The 17,043-nt window shown below is 53.9% G+C and carries 10 protein-coding genes; 3 read left to right on the forward strand and 7 right to left on the reverse strand.

Translation table 11 applies throughout. The features are described from left to right. The first annotated feature begins 149 nt into the window (after positions 1-149). Positions 150-5,264: an NEL-type E3 ubiquitin ligase domain-containing protein gene (locus GHN86_RS11800; RefSeq protein ID WP_153378824.1), complete on the forward strand. Its 5,115-nt coding sequence runs from the start codon at positions 150-152 to the stop codon at positions 5,262-5,264. Between the two features lie 49 nt (positions 5,265-5,313). Here GHN86_RS11800 and GHN86_RS11805 read toward each other — a convergent pair whose 3' ends face one another. The 4 genes from GHN86_RS11805 to metH form a co-directional block, all read right to left on the reverse strand. Further along, on the reverse strand, positions 5,314-5,808 hold the full coding sequence (locus GHN86_RS11805; protein ID WP_153378823.1) for a DUF934 domain-containing protein: 495 nt from the start codon (positions 5,806-5,808) through the stop codon (positions 5,314-5,316). Then, positions 5,792-7,450: a nitrite/sulfite reductase gene (locus GHN86_RS11810; protein WP_153378822.1), complete on the reverse strand. Its 1,659-nt coding sequence runs from the start codon at positions 7,448-7,450 to the stop codon at positions 5,792-5,794. Before GHN86_RS11810 ends, GHN86_RS11805 begins: the two co-directional genes overlap by 17 nt. A gap of 355 nt (positions 7,451-7,805) precedes the next feature. Continuing rightward, positions 7,806-8,024: a DUF2970 domain-containing protein gene (locus GHN86_RS11815; RefSeq protein ID WP_153378821.1), complete on the reverse strand. Its 219-nt coding sequence runs from the start codon at positions 8,022-8,024 to the stop codon at positions 7,806-7,808. Between the two features lie 142 nt (positions 8,025-8,166). Then, positions 8,167-11,877: a methionine synthase gene (gene metH / locus GHN86_RS11820; protein WP_153378820.1), complete on the reverse strand. Its 3,711-nt coding sequence runs from the start codon at positions 11,875-11,877 to the stop codon at positions 8,167-8,169. Between the two features lie 152 nt (positions 11,878-12,029). Here metH and GHN86_RS11825 point away from each other — a divergent pair, with 152 nt between their 5' ends. Then, entirely contained in the window at positions 12,030-14,327 is a 2,298-nt protein-coding gene (locus GHN86_RS11825) for a fatty acid cis/trans isomerase (protein ID WP_153386642.1), read from the forward strand. 100 nt (positions 14,328-14,427) lie between these two features. Beyond that, entirely contained in the window at positions 14,428-15,012 is a 585-nt protein-coding gene (gene nfuA / locus GHN86_RS11830) for a Fe-S biogenesis protein NfuA (RefSeq protein ID WP_153378818.1), read from the forward strand. 93 nt (positions 15,013-15,105) lie between these two features. Here nfuA and cobM read toward each other — a convergent pair whose 3' ends face one another. The 3 genes from cobM to GHN86_RS11845 form a co-directional block, all read right to left on the reverse strand. Continuing rightward, positions 15,106-15,852 (reverse strand): precorrin-4 C(11)-methyltransferase, encoded by a 747-nt coding sequence (gene cobM, locus GHN86_RS11835; RefSeq protein WP_153378817.1) that lies wholly within the window; start codon positions 15,850-15,852, stop codon positions 15,106-15,108. A gap of 64 nt (positions 15,853-15,916) precedes the next feature. After that, the gene (locus tag GHN86_RS11840) at positions 15,917-16,342 is read right to left on the reverse strand and encodes a cobalamin biosynthesis protein (protein ID WP_153378816.1); all 426 of its coding nucleotides are present in this window, start codon (positions 16,340-16,342) and stop codon (positions 15,917-15,919) included. Further along, positions 16,339-17,043 (reverse strand): CbtA family protein, encoded by a 705-nt coding sequence (locus GHN86_RS11845; RefSeq protein ID WP_153378815.1) that lies wholly within the window; start codon positions 17,041-17,043, stop codon positions 16,339-16,341. The genes GHN86_RS11840 and GHN86_RS11845 overlap by 4 nt, the downstream gene beginning before the upstream one ends.

Consider the following 17,043-nt stretch of genomic DNA (forward strand, 5'->3'; position numbering starts at 1 on the left):
GTACATATAATTCTGTTTTAGGGTGATATTTATATGTTGACTAACTGCTAATTTTAAATAGGTATCTCCTTTTTCTATCAACTATTTGATCTGTGATACCTGAGTTAACGCTGTAGGCTGAAGGCAAGATTTTTTATTGAGCCTTTGCTATGACAGACACCTCTGATTATGTAATGACGACTGCTGAGAGTTCGGCAATTAGCCGTGGTCGCGACTTAGCCAATCTGCCGGTCGAAAACCTTCACCAATCCTATCTAACGTTCTCTCTGGCACCCTGGTTCAAAAGGGCTTTGCCCTCTGTTCGTGAAGCCTTGCGTATTAACTTTGAACGCGGTCAGGAGACGCAGCGTGAAGTGGCGCGTGTTTATGCCCAAGTTCAGTCAATCGAAAATTTTGCCGAGCCCCTGTTGAACGCTGCGCTTGCAGCGCGCGGGTGGATCGATGCCAACCCGAGAACCTATGGAATCAAACATGTTCGTCTGCTCAGCAATCTGGTTCTTTTTTTTGCGGAGCAACAAATAAAGTTGGTGGACCCCCTTATACAGTTGGTATGGCCCGGGCTTTTGACGCCTGAATCGCTTGAGTTGAACTTGGTCGAGAGCATCACGCATCAAAGTTTGCTTCAGGCCGCCTTGCAGAACTTTGAACTTTCGGAAACCATTGAAGGTGGCTTCGATGCTGGCTCTTGTACCTATGAAGTTGTAGGGTCGCAGCAATTCAAGCAGGAAGCTCTTAAACCTGAAGAATTCGCACAGATTTGTCGAGATCTGGATTTGGGTATGCAGTACCAATGGCATTTGAATCGTGTATTTGATCCCGTCGATGAACACTACTCGATGGAGGACACCCATTCAAAAGCTTTTAAGTTGCATCAAAAATTCAGTGAGAATTTACACCATGAATTTATGTGTGCGCTGCATATTGCTTTTATGAAAGGTGAAATGATCCCGACGCACTACAAATTTTTACTTAAGCTTTTAGGCAGCACTGTCTCTTTGTTGTCAAATTTCAGCTTGGCCTACAGCACGTTACAGATAATGGCATTTGAAGTCCCCGGAGTACTTGTTTTCTGGCCACAGCGCCGGCCGATTGGGCAATCACAAACCTGCCTGCTGTATTTGCCCGGCAGCCCCATCAGAACGTTTCAGGCATTTGACTCTTTCGATCTGTTAAAAGCCACGCTGCGACAATGGTTAAATAATCGCGAATTTTCTCTGTACTTTTTTCAATTGGTCCCGTTGCGTCATAGAGCTGAGTTTATGCGGCGTACGGATGCGAAAAATATGACGTGGGATTCATTACTGTTACGTCGCCCCCCCATTATCAATGAACCTGCATTGATGTCCGAAACAGGGCATCGGTCCCAGACGAAGGATCCCTTTATTGTCACTTGGGGTTTACAACTGGCAAAGATCAAAGATGACGCAACCCTGTTGATTGTCCCTACGGAAGAGGAAGACTCCAAAAGCCGTTTGTCGCGACAAGCGTCCTTTCTCAATCTGGGCCTTAGTTTGTTGACACTGACATTGGGTTTTGTTCCTGTCCTAGGTGAACTTTTACTGGTGATCAGTGTTATTCAACTGGGTGAAGAAATCTATGACGGGATAAAGGCTTGGCAGCGGGGCGACCAGGTGGCAGCACTGGAACATCTATTTGATGTTGCGCAAAATGTTGCATTGGCAGCGGGCACGGGCGCCATTGCCAAAGTGTTGAAGCCTTCACCGATTGTAGATGCTTTGGCGCCGATCAAGTCAGTCAGTGGGCAAACACGCTTGTGGCGGCCAGACTTAGAACTTTATGCACTTAAAAATGTTTCGCTTGAAGGTGTCGAACCCAACGCACAAGGGATTTACACCATCAGAACCAGCCAGTTTATAAAACTGGATGGTCAAGTATTCGAAGTGACAAACGATACGACGTCTCAACAATGGCTTATCAAGCATCCCAGTGATTCAGAAGCCTATCGTCCAAGGCTGAACTATAACGAGAGTGGTGCCTGGACGCATGAGCTGGATAACCCCATGCAGTGGTCGCGCCTTGAGTTATTCCGCCGGCTGGGTCCTGAGGCTCAAGGATTTTCGGACACGTCGGCCGAACATATTATGGCGGCGTCAAATACGGGCGATGATGTACTGCGCAAAGTGTATATAGATAACCTTGAGCTACCGCCATTGTTGGCAGACAGCATGGAGCGTGTTCGCATCATTGAAAAGATTGAGCGTTTCATCGTAGACATGAAGCAGGGGGTAGCGCGGGGTGCAGACTATGCTGCATTGCAATTGGAATTGTTAACCCAGCTTCCTGGTTGGCCTCCCAGCAAGGTGTTACGTGTCGTGGATGAACACGGTGCTGTAGTCAAAGAGTATGGGAGTGATCTGCTGGCCACCCACCCGCGTTTGCAAATGGCGGAGGCACAAATAAACAATGGTGACTTGCTGACAGCAATACTTGAAGCTTTATCAACTGAACAAGTTCATACATTGTTGGGGCGATCCCTTGATGTGCAACAACAGCAGGTCAAGGCGTTAGTACAACAATTGGGTGAGCTGGCCCAGTCTAAAAAGACAGCGATATTTGCGCTCATCTATGCCCGCGATGAGGTATTGACTCCAGAAATGAGCAGTTTACGCGCTCAGTTTCCATCTTTGCCGTCCCGTGTTATGGCTGAGTTAATAAAACACATGACTGCGGCTGAATTATCAACCTTGCAAAGCAATGGTCGTTTTCCTATGAGTGTGTTGGAAGAAGCTCGCCGCCATGTGCAGATGCTGCGATTGAACCGGGCACTTGAAGGCCTGTATTTTCAGGGGCTGAGCAGTGCTGACAGCAATTCACTCGTGTTTCACACGATTACAGGTCTGGAGGGGTGGCCCACCAATGTGCGTCTGGTTTTACGTGATAAAGCGACAAGCGCAGTCCTGGAGAGTGTGGGGGGTACTTCGGCTTTATACAGTCGGGAGTTTTTCAAAACGGGCGAGGAGTACGAGTTTTATTTGCCCACTATTGACAGTGTTAAAAGCAGCTCCCATCTTTCTGAGTGCATTGCTCAATCCTTATCCACTACGGAGCTACAATCGCTTGGCCTTCCTGCACCAGAATCCAGCAAGAGGCTCAGCCATAAAATTGCTGATTTCGCCGCAAGCCATCGAACTCTCGGTGCAAAAGCATTAGGGCTGCAGCGCATAAAACCCTGGTTTAAATCCCCTTTACGTTTGGCTGATAGCCGGGTGGGTTACACCTTGGGAGGCCGATCAAGCCATGTGTCGAGGGAGAGCCGAGCCTTAATGCTCAGAGATCTTGTTAGCCAGCTGTATCCGCAGATGAGTGAGGAGCAGGTCGGTCAGTTTCTTCTTACCCTTAATATGACGCCAGAGTTGACCGCCGGTGCTTTGGGCAGACTCAAGGCCGAACTGGATAAGCTGCATAACGACCTCAATAACTGGATGGCCAAGCCGGTCTGGAGTCAACCGCGTATTGGGCCAGCCGTGCTTGTGCCACTGCGCGACAAGCGTGCCATGAGCCTTGCCCTGATTCAGGCCTGGCGCAGGCAGTCTGAACGCACGTCATTCGGCGATCGCTTGGGGTACGTCTTGAATCTCAATGCCTGGCCTGTCGACAGCCTGCCAACCTTGTCAGCAAATTTCGATCACGTCACTGAACTTCATCTGTCCCATTCGCCAAGCGGTAAATTTCCGGCTGGTTTTCTGCAAAAGTTTCCTCAGTTGCGAGTTTTATCGCTCAGAAACAATCAGCTTAGCGAACTTCCTGCTGAGGTTTCAGGCATGACAGAGTTGTTGGATTTGAATTTGCAGGGTAATCAGATTGTATTGACTGATCGGTCTAGCGCAGTGCTGTCAGGATTGACCAAGCTTAAAACCTTGAATCTGACGGGTAATAATCTCGGTAGGCGTATTTCTGTGCGACGTATGACTGCACTGGAACATCTCTATCTACGCTATACCGAGTCGCAAACCTGGCCAGAAGGGGTTGAGGCACTTGTTCACCTGCAAACGCTGGATTTACGTGACAACGCTATCAGTCGAATTCCTTTGGAGGTATTGACTGCCGAGCGCAATCCGATAAATCGCATCACTCATTTACATGACAACCCATTGAGCGCGGACTCTTTACGTCGACTGGATATTTACCGACGTGAACAACGCATCGACTTCGGTATCGCGCCGCGGCGTCAGCATACCGTGCAAACACGGAGTATTTACCATTGGGCCAATCAGCCAACATCAGAAGAGACTGGCATCTGGAATGATCTGAGTGGCCATGATGGCTCGACCGATTTTTTTCGTGTTCTGGAAGACCTCAGTACCTCTTCGGATTATTTGCATGGTCGAGCCAATTTGAGTCAACGGGTTTGGCGGATTTTAAACGCGATGCACGACAACAGTGAATTGCGTACGCAGTTATTTGAGGTTTCAGCGAATCCCAATACCTGTGCAGATGGAGTTCCTATGATTTTTTCGGATTTGGAGCTGCGCTTTCAGATTTTTACAGCGCTGTGTGCTCCGAATGCTGAAGAAGAACTACTGAAACTGGCGCAAGGTCTTTTTCGGATCGATCTACTCAACACACATGTGCAGGGCATTATTGATGCACGTGTTGCTTTGGTTCATAGCGAGCAGCAGGGATATGTTCAAGAGTTGCAACGTCTGATCGACGCAGACAGTAGAAATCTTGCGCCTAGGCCGTTGGCGGATATGACGCCGCAGGAGCAGCAAGAGGTTGCCTATAGGCTTGGGACACAGCAAGCATTGCGTTTGGCGCAGCGGTTAAGCCCTATTGATTTGCAGGCCAGGATTGACCGCGTAGAACCCTTGGAAGTGCAAATGTATTATCACGTCAAGTTAGCCCGGGAGTTAGGATTGCCAGCGCGGCCCAAAAGCATGATTTTTGAAAAAATAGCCAATGTGACTTCTGAACAATTAAAAGCCGCGAAACAGCACGTATTGAATGAAGATACGGCCCCTGCAAAAATTGCCTTCATCGAAAAACAATCCTTTTGGGAGTCCTTCCTGGAGAAGAAATATCCGGGGGAATTTCAGGTGATAGATTCACCGTTGCATGCGCGGATGCAAGTGTTGTATGTGGCGAGAGAGAAGTTATCAAGCCAACAATACGTTTCACAAACCGAGAAAGTGGGGAGAAACCGTCTTCGCGAGAGGGAAGCGCTTGTTAGACGGTTAACGCGTATGGAAATTGACGAACATCCTTTGGCAGAAGTGCTGTCGTCCTCTTCCAGCGACATCTGAAAGGGAGGGCAGGGTTGGCCATGGCGTTTTTCCAGGGCCAACCTGGCGGTCAACGACGGCGGAACAGAGGCATCGGTTCGTCGGTAGAAGACTGGTAGGTCACCGAAAAATCCTTAAGACCTTCCAGTGCTTCATACGGGTCCTTGTCCGGACGAATTGCAAATGCATCAAAGCCGCAGCGGTGCAGGTAGAACAATTGGTCGCGCAGTACATCGCCAATGGCCCGTAGTTCACCTTTGAAGCCGTAACGGTCACGCAGTAGACGGGCGTTGGAGTAGCTGCGGCCATCGGTGAAGGCCGGGAAGTTCAAGGCGATCACCTGGAAGTTAGCCACGTCCTCGCCAATTTCTTCAGCTTCTTCATCGCTGTCCAGCCATACACCCAGGCCACCATCACGAGCTTTGAGTGCGTGAGCGTGTTCGCGCCACATTGCCAATGGCACGATCAGGTCGTCGCAGTTGGAAATGTCGTCAAAGCTCGCATCCTTGGGCAGCAAATGCCAGGTTTCGTCGATGACTTCGTTGTTCTTAATGATTCGCTGCATAGACGCGCTCCTTAAAAGGGTCGATGCCGATACGTTGATACGTGTCGATGAAACGCTCGTCTTCGGTGCGTTGTTCAACATACACGTCGATCAGCTTCTCAATGACATCCGGCATGGCGTCCTGAGCGAACGAAGGGCCGAGGATTTTACCCAGGCTGGCATCGCGACTGGCGCTACCGCCCAATGAAACCTGATAGAACTCGGCGCCTTTTTTGTCGACACCCAGAATGCCGATATGACCGACGTGGTGGTGACCACAGGCGTTCATGCAACCGGAAATGTTCAGGTCCAGTTCGCCAATGTCGAACAGGTAGTCAAGGTTTTCAAAACGACGCTGGATCGATTCGGCAATCGGAATCGATTTGGCGTTGGCCAGCGAACAGAAATCCCCGCCCGGGCAGCAAATCATGTCGGTCAGCAGGCCAATGTTAGGCGTAGCAAACCCTTGCTCGCGCAATTCGCCCCACATGGCGAACAATTGGTTCTCTTCAACATCGGCCAGGATGATGTTTTGCTCGTGAGACGTGCGCAACTGACCGAAACTGTAGCGATCTGCCATGTCGGCAATACCGTCCCACTGCTTGTCTGTTACATCACCCGGCGCAACGCCAGTAGGTTTCAGTGACAGGGTGACAGCTACATAGCCTGGCTTCTTGTGAGCCAAGGTATTGCGCACGCGCCAACGGGCAAAGCCCGGGTGCTGCTGATCGAGTTCAGCCAGTTCAGCGCCGAAGTCGGGCAGGGCTTTGTAGTCCGGGTCAACGAAGTGCTTGGCAATGCGCTGCACTTCAGCTTCGGTCAGGGTGTTTGAACCGCCGCGCAGGTGAACCATTTCGGCTTCGACGCGTTCAGCGAACACTTCCGGGGTCAGGGCCTTAACCAGAATCTTGATGCGCGCCTTGTACTTGTTGTCACGACGGCCGTAGCGGTTGTAGACCCGCAAAATGGCTTCGAGGTAGCTTAACAAGTCCGGCCACGGCAGGAATTCGTTAATAAATGCGCCGATCACCGGGGTACGGCCCAAGCCGCCACCGACCAGTACGCGGAAGCCCAGTTCGCCGGCTTCGTTGAACACGGGTTCAAGACCAATGTCATGCACTTCGATGGCCGCGCGGTCAGAAGCGGAGCCGTTGATCGCAATTTTGAACTTGCGCGGCAAGTAGGCGAACTCAGGGTGAAAGGTCGTCCATTGACGAACGATTTCACACCACGGACGCGAGTCGATCAGTTCATCGGCGGCTACGCCGGCAAACTGGTCAGTGGTGACGTTACGCAAGCAGTTGCCGCTGGTCTGGATGGCGTGCATTTGCACGGTAGCCAACTCTTCCAGAATGTCCGGAATGTCTTCCAGGGCTGGCCAGTTGAACTGTACGTTCTGGCGGGTACTGATGTGGGCATAGCCCTTGTCATAGTCGCGAGCAATCTTTGCCATCATTCGCGCCTGGCGCGAAGTCAATTGGCCATAGGGCACAGCGACCCGCAGCATCGGAGCGAAACGTTGAACATACAAGCCGTTCTGCAAGCGCAGAGGGCGGAATTCTTCTTCGCTCAGCTCACCGGCCAGATAGCGTCGGGTTTGATCTCGGAACTGCTTGACGCGGTCCTCGATGATCCGCTGATCGTACTCGTCATATACGTACATATAGGTCCTGTTCTCAGGCTGCTAACAGCTTATCTGCGCGCACGGCCGCGCACTCCCCACGGAGCTGGGCACGATACCAGTTTGTAGTTATGCGCAAAAGTGATGTTTAAGCATATGGAAAGAACGAAAACGACTATAAGCGGTTGATTCTCAATCCCTTACTTGTGAGAAGGGCATTGCTGAACTTAACTCAGTGAAGTCTTTAAGCATTCACCCATAAAACCGAAAAAAAGGCGATGCGATGAGTACTCCAGTCAAAGTGCGTAAAAGCGACAGCAAGGTCGATGCGTGGGCCATTCTTTTTTTGATCATTCTGGTCGTGGCGACAGCCGTATTCTGGGTCAGTCACCAGTAGTCAGACCCCTGCGAAATACAGCACCAGCTTGACGATAGCGAACAGCGTCAGGGCAAATACCACCGTAAACAGCAAACCCAGCAGCATGAACTGGGCGGGTTTGCCGTGGGTGAAGTCGCGTGTTCTGTTTTTTGCGCTCTGCACGCCAAAGGCGGCGGCCATCACGCTGTGCAGGACTTGCCAGAAGGTAGGTGGTTTGTTGTCAGAAGGGTCGCTCATGTCACTCACTCGCGCGGATGGCAGTGACGTGAGTGTAGTTCAGAGCACTTGGTGCTGTAGTCGCTGCCGCAAGCTGCGATGGGTTCGTAGCGACTCTGCAATGACAGAGTCTGCGGCAGCGCTCATACGTTATTGTGCAGGCTTAGTTGTCATACCCCAGATTAGGGGCGAGCCAGCGCTCTGTGACGGCCAAATCCTGGCCTTTACGCGCCGTGTAACTGTCGATTTGATCCTTATCGACTTTGCCCACCGCAAAGTATTGCGCTTGTGGGTGTGCAAAGTACCAACCACTGACTGCGGCAGCCGGGAACATAGCGTAGTGCTCAGTCAGGAACACGCCACTTTGGCCCGCGCGCATTTCTTCGGCTTCAGGGTCGAGTAATTTGAACAGCGTGGCTTTCTCGGTGTGATCAGGACAGGCCGGGTAGCCGGGAGCAGGGCGGATACCGCTGTATTGCTCCTTGATCAACTCTTCGTTGGCCAGTTGTTCGTCCTTGGCGTAACCCCAATAGTGTGTGCGAACTTGCTGATGGAGCCACTCTGCGCAGGCTTCAGCCAGTCGGTCTGCCAGCGCTTTGACCATGATCGAGTTGTAGTCGTCGCCTGCGTCCTGATAAGCCTTGGCCACTTCTTCGGCGCCGATCCCTGCCGTGGTAATAAAGCCGCCCACGTAGTCCGTTACGCCACTTTCTTTTGGCGCGACGAAGTCGGCCAGCGAGAAGTTCGGTTTGCCATCGGTCTTGATGATTTGCTGGCGCAGGTGATGCAGTTTGGCCAACGGCTGGCCATTGTCGTCGTACAGTTCCAGATCATCGTCGTTGATCTGGTTGGCTGGCCAGAAGCCGAAGACCGCACGGGCGCTGATCAGCTTCTCGTCGATCAGCTTTTTCAGCATTTCCTGGGCGTCCGCATACAGTGCAGTCGCCGCCTCTCCGACCACTTCATCGGTGAGAATGCGCGGGAATTTGCCTGCCAGATCCCAGGAAATAAAGAACGGTGTCCAGTCAATGTATTCGGCCAGTACCTTGAGGTCGATGTTATCCAGCACCTTGGCGCCCGTGAACGTGGGCTTGACCGGCTGGTAGTTGGCCCAGTCGAACTGCGGCTTTTTGGCGATAGAGGCCGCGTAGCTCAGGCGTTCAGTACGGGCGCTACGGTTGGCGGTGCGCTCGCGTACTTCAATGTATTCTTCGCGGGTTTTCTGGACGAATGCCGGTTTCAGTTCCTTGGACAGCAACTGTGTGGCCACGCCCACGGCGCGTGAGGCGTCAGTGACGTAAATCACGGCGTCGTTCTGATACTTGGGTTCGATCTTGACGGCCGTGTGCGCCTTGGAAGTGGTCGCGCCACCGATCATCAGCGGCAGGTGGAAGTCCTGGCGCTGCATTTCGCGGGCTACGTGGACCATTTCATCCAGCGAAGGGGTGATCAGGCCAGAGAGGCCGATAATGTCGCACTTCTGTTCCTTGGCCACTTGCAGGATCTTCTCGGCTGGCACCATTACGCCCAGATCAACGATGTCGTAACCGTTACAGCCCAGCACCACGCCAACAATGTTCTTGCCGATGTCATGCACATCGCCTTTGACCGTGGCCATCAGAATCTTGCCTTTGGCCTCGGGTTTGTCGCCTTTTTCCAGTTCGATAAATGGAATCAGGTGCGCAACTGCCTGTTTCATCACACGGGCAGATTTAACCACTTGCGGCAGAAACATCTTACCGGCGCCAAACAGGTCGCCAACGATGTTCATGCCCGACATCAACGGGCCTTCGATCACTTCGATCGGGCGCTTGAAGGACAGGCGCGACTCTTCGGTGTCTTCCACGATATGCGTGGTGATGCCCTTGACCAGTGCGTGCTCCAAACGCTTGTTGACGTCCCAGCTGCGCCACTCTTCGGTCTCCGCTTCTTTGACGCTGCCATCGCCCTTGTACTTGTCGGCGATGGCCAGCAAATTGTCGGTGGCGTCGGGGGTGCGGTTGAGCACCACGTCTTCAACGGCATCGCGTAGTTCAGTCGGGATTTGGTCGTAAATTTCCAGTTGCCCGGCGTTGACGATGCCCATCGTCAGACCATTGCGAATCGCGTACAGCAGGAAGACTGAGTGAATGGCTTCACGTACCGGGTTGTTGCCACGGAACGAAAACGAAACGTTGGACACGCCGCCCGAGGTCAAGGCGTACGGAAGTTCGTCGCGGATGTAGGCACAGGCGTTGATAAAGTCCACAGCGTAGTTGTTGTGTTCTTCGATGCCGGTGGCCACGGCGAAGATGTTCGGATCGAAGATGATGTCTTCCGGCGGGAAGCCCACTTCATTGACCAGAATGTCGTACGAGCGTTTGCAGATTTCCTTTTTGCGCGCCTCGGTGTCGGCCTGTCCGGCTTCGTCGAAGGCCATCACGACCACGGCGGCACCATAGCGCTTGCACAGTTTGGCGTGCTGGATGAACTGCTCGACGCCTTCTTTCATGCTGATCGAGTTGACGATGCCCTTGCCCTGAATGCACTTGAGGCCGGCTTCGATCACTTCCCATTTGGAGGAGTCAATCATGATTGGCACACGGGAAATGTCAGGCTCGCCGGCGATCAGGTTGAGGAAGGTGACCATCGCCTTCTTCGAGTCCAGCATGCCTTCGTCCATGTTGATGTCGATGATTTGCGCACCGGCTTCAACTTGTTGCAGAGCCACTTCAAGGGCTTCGGTGTAGTTATCTTCACGGATCAAGCGGGCAAAACGCGCAGAGCCGGTGATGTTGGTCCGCTCGCCAACGTTGACGAATAACGAGTTGCGATCAATGGTGAACGGTTCCAGCCCCGACAGGCGACAGGCCTTGGGAATGTCCGGGATCTGGCGCGGCGCGTAACCGGCCACAGCGTTGGCGATGGCCTGAATATGGCCCGGCGTGGTGCCACAGCAACCACCGACAATGTTCAAAAAGCCGCTTTGGGCGAACTCTTCAATGACCTTGGCGGTTTCGGACGGCAGTTCATCGTACTCGCCGAACTCGTTGGGCAAACCCGCATTGGGGTGAGCCGAGACGTAGGTGTTGGCCTTATTGGACAATTCTTCGAGATAAGGGCGCAGTTCGCTGGCACCCAGTGCGCAGTTCAGGCCCACCGAAATTGGCTTGGCATGGCTCACCGAGTTCCAGAACGCTTCGGTGGTCTGGCCGGACAGGGTACGGCCGGAGGCATCGGTGATGGTGCCGGAAATCATGATCGGCAGCTCGATGCCCAGCTCCTCGAATACGCCCTGTACAGCGAAGATCGCGGCTTTGGCGTTGAGGGTGTCGAAAATGGTTTCGATCAGGATCAGGTCGGCGCCGCCTTCGATCAGGCCTTTAGTGGCCTCGGTGTAGTTCTCCACCAGCTCATCGAACGTCACATTGCGGTAACCGGGGTTGTTTACATCCGGCGACAGCGAGCAGGTGCGGCTGGTCGGGCCCAGTACACCGGCAACAAAACGAGGCTTGTTTGGCGTCTCAAGGGTTTTGGCATCGGCCACCTTGCGTGCCAGGCGTGCGCCTTCTACGTTTAGCTCGTAGGCAAGGGCCTGCATGCCGTAGTCGGCCTGGGAAACCTGAGTGGCGTTAAAGGTGTTGGTTTCGAGAATGTCGGCACCGGCATCCAGATACGCTTTCTCGATAGCACCAATAACGTCCGGGCGTGTGAGGACCAACAGGTCATTGTTGCCCTTGATGTCACTCGGCCAGTCTGCGAAGCGTGTGCCACGATAGTCGTGTTCCTCCAGGCGGTAGCTTTGGATCATAGTACCCATGCCGCCATCGAGAATCAGAATGCGCTCTTTGAGGGCTTGCTGAAGTGCTTGGAGACGAGCGCTGCGGTCAGACATAGGACTACCTGTTTAGAGCCATGCAAAAGATGCCAAAGCATAACAAACCTGCGTGGTATTTGATCATCCGACGATTTACATGAATTTAGCTCATGTTGAGGCGGGCGTTCCATGGGTAGAATCGCGACATTCTAATATCAGGACAATGGCACATGTTTTTTCGCCTACTCACCGGCGCCGTGACGCTGGTGATGTGCAGTACAACGTTCGGGCAAGTCCCGCTCGTCAGCCCGGCTATTTCTTATACCCGGGATATCCAACCGATCCTTACTGAAAAGTGCGTTGCCTGCCACGCGTGCAACGATGCTGCCTGCCAGCTCAACCTCGGCAGTGCCGAGGGGGCTACACGGGGTGCCAGCAAAGTACCGGTCTATAAAGGCGACAGAACGACTGCCGTACCGCCGACGCGAATTTTTTATGATGCCAACGGCCCGACGGAGTGGCGCAACAAGGGTTTTTACTCGGTGCTCGATGCTCAAGGCGCACAAGCAGCTCTAATGGCGCGCATGCTCGAGTTGGGGCATAGCGCACCGTTAACCCCCAACGCCAAGCTGCCTGAAGAAATCGTGTTGGGCCTTAATCGTGAAAACTCATGCCCGGCGCCGGGCGAGTTCAACGCCTATGCACAAAGTCATCCCAAAGAAGGTATGCCGCTGGCCGTGACCGGGCTGACTGATCAGCAATACAGCACGTTGCAGGGCTGGTTGGCGGCAGGCGCCCCTGTTGACCAAAATGCCATCAAACCAACGGCGGGCGAAGCCGCACAAATTGCCGAGTGGGAAGAGCTGCTCAACCGTCCTGGCTCCAGCCAGGCGCTGGTTGCGCGCTGGTTATACGAGCACTTGTTTCTCGCCCATGCTTATTTTGACAACGGTGTGCCGGGCCATTACTTCCAGTGGGTACGTTCCCGTACGCCCAGTGGCCAGCCTGTTGATCTGATTGCGACACGTCGTCCCAATGATGACCCGGGCACTACGTTTTACTACCGCTTGATGCCCGTACAGGGTGTGATTGTGCACAAAACCCACATCACCTATCCGATGGGTGAGCGCAAGCTGGAGCGGGTCAAACAACTGTTTTACAGCGGTAATTGGCATGCCTCACGTTTGCCTGGCTATGGCCCGCGTGGTCGCGCCAACCCGTTTGAAACTTTTGAAGGCATTCCGGCCGTGGCGCGTTATCAATTCATGCTCGATAACGCTGAATACTTCGTGCGGACCTTCATTCGCGGGCCAGTATGTCGTGGTCAAATTGCGACGGACGTGATCCGTGACAATTTCTGGGCGGTGTTCCAGGAGCCTGCTCGTGATCGCTATGTGGTAGATGCCGCGTATCGCGGAGAAGCAACACCTTTGCTGGCGATGCCTGGTCAAATCGACGACGTTGGCAGCGTTATTACGCTGTGGCACAACTACCGTGATAAACGCAATGACTATGAAAAGTTGCGTCAGGACGCGTATGCGAAAATGCCGCCGCCCAGTTGGTCGACGCTGTGGGCGGGTAACGATAATGCCTTGCTGACCATCTTCCGCCACTTCGACAGTGCCAGTGTCACCAAAGGCCTGGTGGGCGAGGTGCCGCAAACCCTGTGGTTATTCGATTACCCCTTGCTGGAGCGTACCTATTATCAGTTGGCGGTCAACTTTGATGTCTTTGGCAACGTGTCCCACCAAGCGCAAACGCGTTTGTACTTTGACTTGATCCGCAACGGTGCCGAGGTCAACTTCCTGCGTTTGATGCCCGCAGATTCGCGGGCTGCAATCCTCGGCGATTGGTATCAAAACAGTGGCAAGCTGAAAATGTGGATGGACTATCAGAAAATCGACACGGACACCCCGACCGGGATGAAGCTCGATCCGGTAGACCCCAAACGAGACTTTGCCCTCAAGTTGATCGAGCGCACCGGCACGCTCAATGCCCGGCCCGATCCAATCAACCGTTGCACGGGAGCTTACTGCTCACGGTCCAATATCGCCCAAGAGTTTCAGTACGCCGAGCAGTCATTGAGCCGTTTGACGTCGCGTCCTGCGGCGGGGCTGGTGGTCATCAATCAGCTGCCAGAAGCGACCATGCTGCGCATCGAAGGCAGCGACGGCAAGCGTGAGATGTACAGCATGCTGCGTAACCGCGCGCACACCAACGTCGCCTTCATGGTGGGCGAGGAGTACCGCTTGCAACCGGGGTTGGACACCCTGACCATCTACCCGGGCGTGCTGAGCAGCTACCCCAACTTTATATTCAACATCCCTGCGGGTGAGGTTGAAGCCTTTGTTCAGGCGATGGAGAAGTGCCAGGATCAAGCGGCTTTTGATGCCATTGTCGAGCGTTGGGGGATTCGTCGCAGCAATCCCGAGTTTTGGCATTATTTCCATGATATTGGTCAGTACATCAATGAAACCGACCCGGTCGAGGCGGGCGTGCTGGACATGAACCGCTACGAAAACCTGTAATCCATGACTCGTGGGGGGTGGCTTTCCTGACAAAAATACTAGGACTTTGTCAGGCGCGCCGATTGGCGTAAACTGCCCCCCATGTCTGTGAGGAGATTCCATGAGCGCCATAACGATTACCGACGCCGCCCAAGATTACCTGGCTGATCTGCTGTCCAAGCAGAACTCCCACGATATTGGCATTCGCGTCTTTATCACCCAGCCGGGTACTCAGTATGCTGAAACCTGTATTGCTTACTGCAAAAAGGAAGAAGTTAAGCCTGAAGATACGGTGCTGGGCCTGAAAAGCTTCACGGCTTATATCGATCAAGTCAGCGAGCCGTTTCTGGAAGATGCAGTGGTGGACTACGCCACTGATCGCATGGGCGGCCAACTGACCATCAAGGCACCGAATGCCAAAGTGCCAATGGTCAACGAAGACAGCCCGATCAACGAGCGCATCAACTACTACCTGCAAACCGAGATCAATCCCGGTCTCGCCAGCCATGGTGGTCAGGTCAGCCTGATTGAAGTGGTTGAAGACGGTATTGCCGTGTTGAAGTTTGGTGGCGGTTGCCAAGGCTGTGGTCAGGCTGATGTGACGTTACGCGAAGGTATTGAGCGTACGTTGCTGGAGCGTATTCCTCAGCTTAAAGGTGTACGTGACGTGACAGACCACTCGCAGAAAGAAAACGCTTACTACTGAGTGGCCTCGGTAAAAAAGCGTTCGCTGCCAGTTGCATAAAAAAACGGTGCCCCGTGAGCACCGTTTTTTTATGCCTGTCGTTTGAGGTGCTGCTTAGTGGCGATACAGATGCGCATGCCCGGCACGGTACAGCGACGAGTCCGAAAAATTGTCACTGGCCAGCACTCGGCCCACCAGAATCAGCGCTGTGCGTTTAAAACCCTTGGCTTGCACCTTCACTGCAATGTCCGCCAGCGTACCCGTCACCCAGTCCTGATCCGGCCAGCTGGCCCGGTGAATGACGGCAATAGGGCAGTCGCTGCCATAATGCGGGGTTAAATCGCGGACGATGTTCTCGAGGTTCTTAACCCCAAGGTGAATCGCCATGGTCGCTTTATGCTGCGCCAGGCTGCTGAGTTCTTCACCGGCGGGCATCACGGTTTTTTCCGCATAGCGGGTCAAAATCACGCTTTGCGAAATGTCCGGCAGTGTCAGCTCAGTCCCCAGCAGCGCAGCGCAGGCTGCAGTTGCGGTGACTCCTGGAATGATCTCAAAAGGGATGCCCAGTTCCCGCAAGCAGCGGATTTGCTCGCCGATAGCCCCATATAGACTCGGGTCGCCGGAGTGCACGCGGGCGACATCGTGGCCTTGGTCATAGGCGGTTTTGATCACTGCAATGATTTGTTCAAGGTGCAGCTCGGCGCTGTTGATGACGAGTTCCGCCTGATGCCCCTGCAGCACCGCTTCAGGAACCAGCGAGCCCGCATAAATAATCACCGGGCAGCTACGGATCAGACGCTGGCCTTTGACGGTAATCAGCTCTGGATCGCCAGGCCCGGCACCGATGAAAAATACAGTCATGGAAGTCTCTTGAAAGGGTCGTGATAGAGCTGTTCGTGAACGTTGCTCATAGTGAGGCGGGGGATTATCGCGGCTTTTGCCTGGCGCACGCCAATGCAAAGGTTGCAGCTGAAGATTTTTGTCGGGTTATTAGCACGCTGGCAGGTCCATCGCCGAGTTGTTCAGCCAGTGCCAAAGCCGCGCTTTCGGCCACGCCATAACAACCCGTATGCTCAAACGCTATCGTGGAATGGTGGCTGAGTCTGGAGGAAAACGGTGCCAATTGCTCGGCGCTGAAAACCTCAAGCCTGAAATTGAGCTGCGCGGCCACCTGCAATAACCCGGGTTCGTGCTGCTTCGTCTCGATGCTGGCCAAGGCGCTGATCGCGCTGAGCGCGAGGCCGGCCTTGTCCAGTGATTGTTCAATCAGGGCGATTAAATGTACGGCGCTGCACCCTTGTCGGCAGCCCAGGCCAATGACCAGAATTGGCCCTGGGGCTACCTCTGTCATGCCGTGTACTGAGGCGTGTCAGATTTGCGACGGAACAGCCAGGCGCTGATCACCCCCAGTGCCAGCCAAAACACAAGGTTGGTCAGTTGTGCGGCTATTTTGAATTGGGACTCAAGCGCTTCTGGTGCCAGGCTTGAGTGAACCAAAGGCTGTGGAGCGCCAAAGAGATGCGGCACCGCCAAAATGGCAAGGCCAAGGACCTTGAGCGCCCAATGCTTGCCGAACACCAGCAGGGCGATACCGACTGCTGTAGACGCGGCCGTAGTGACCCACCACAGCTGACGTTGCAGCAGGTCGGCAGCGGCTGTGCCCGGCAGTTCCGGCGGCAGGCCCATTGTGGGGGCGAGGCAAAATACGGCATAGCCAGCCAATCCCCAGAGCAGGCCCTGAGACGTTCGGGTGGGCGCACGCAAGGTGTACAGGCCCGCCAGCATCAAGGCGAAACCGACCGCAACGACCAGATTGCCACCCGTGGTAGACAGTACACGCTGCCAGCCATCTTCGGGCTCCCAGGCCTCGGCGTCATGTTCGTGAGCGGGCATGGCCATGTCGGCGTGGGCATGACTTTCGCTTGCGGCGGGTTTTTCGAAGGTCTCTGCCTGCAAAATTAGTGGGGCAACCCAAAAACTTTGCAGCAGCGTCAGCAGCAAAGCTGCCAGCAAGCCAGCGAAGCCTGCGGTTTGAGCAATACGCTTAATCAT

Source organism: Pseudomonas helleri, assembly GCF_009600315.1.
GTDB lineage: Bacteria > Pseudomonadota > Gammaproteobacteria > Pseudomonadales > Pseudomonadaceae > Aquipseudomonas > Aquipseudomonas helleri_A.

Excerpts from the sequence above, each read along its gene's own strand:
- GHN86_RS11805 (WP_153378823.1), bottom strand. The coding sequence starts at position 5,808 with ATGCAGCGAATCATTAAGAACAACGAAGTCATCGACGAAACCTGGCAT.
- nfuA (WP_153378818.1), top strand. The coding sequence starts at position 14,428 with ATGAGCGCCATAACGATTACCGACGCCGCCCAAGATTACCTGGCTGAT.
- GHN86_RS11815 (WP_153378821.1), bottom strand. The coding sequence starts at position 8,024 with ATGAGCGACCCTTCTGACAACAAACCACCTACCTTCTGGCAAGTCCTG.
- metH (WP_153378820.1), bottom strand. The coding sequence starts at position 11,877 with ATGTCTGACCGCAGCGCTCGTCTCCAAGCACTTCAGCAAGCCCTCAAA.
- GHN86_RS11840 (WP_153378816.1), bottom strand. The coding sequence starts at position 16,342 with ATGACAGAGGTAGCCCCAGGGCCAATTCTGGTCATTGGCCTGGGCTGC.
- GHN86_RS11810 (WP_153378822.1), bottom strand. The coding sequence starts at position 7,450 with ATGTACGTATATGACGAGTACGATCAGCGGATCATCGAGGACCGCGTC.
- cobM (WP_153378817.1), bottom strand. The coding sequence starts at position 15,852 with ATGACTGTATTTTTCATCGGTGCCGGGCCTGGCGATCCAGAGCTGATT.
- GHN86_RS11845 (WP_153378815.1), bottom strand. The coding sequence starts at position 17,043 with ATGATTAAGCGTATTGCTCAAACCGCAGGCTTCGCTGGCTTGCTGGCA.
- GHN86_RS11800 (WP_153378824.1), top strand. The coding sequence starts at position 150 with ATGACAGACACCTCTGATTATGTAATGACGACTGCTGAGAGTTCGGCA.
- GHN86_RS11825 (WP_153386642.1), top strand. The coding sequence starts at position 12,030 with ATGTTTTTTCGCCTACTCACCGGCGCCGTGACGCTGGTGATGTGCAGT.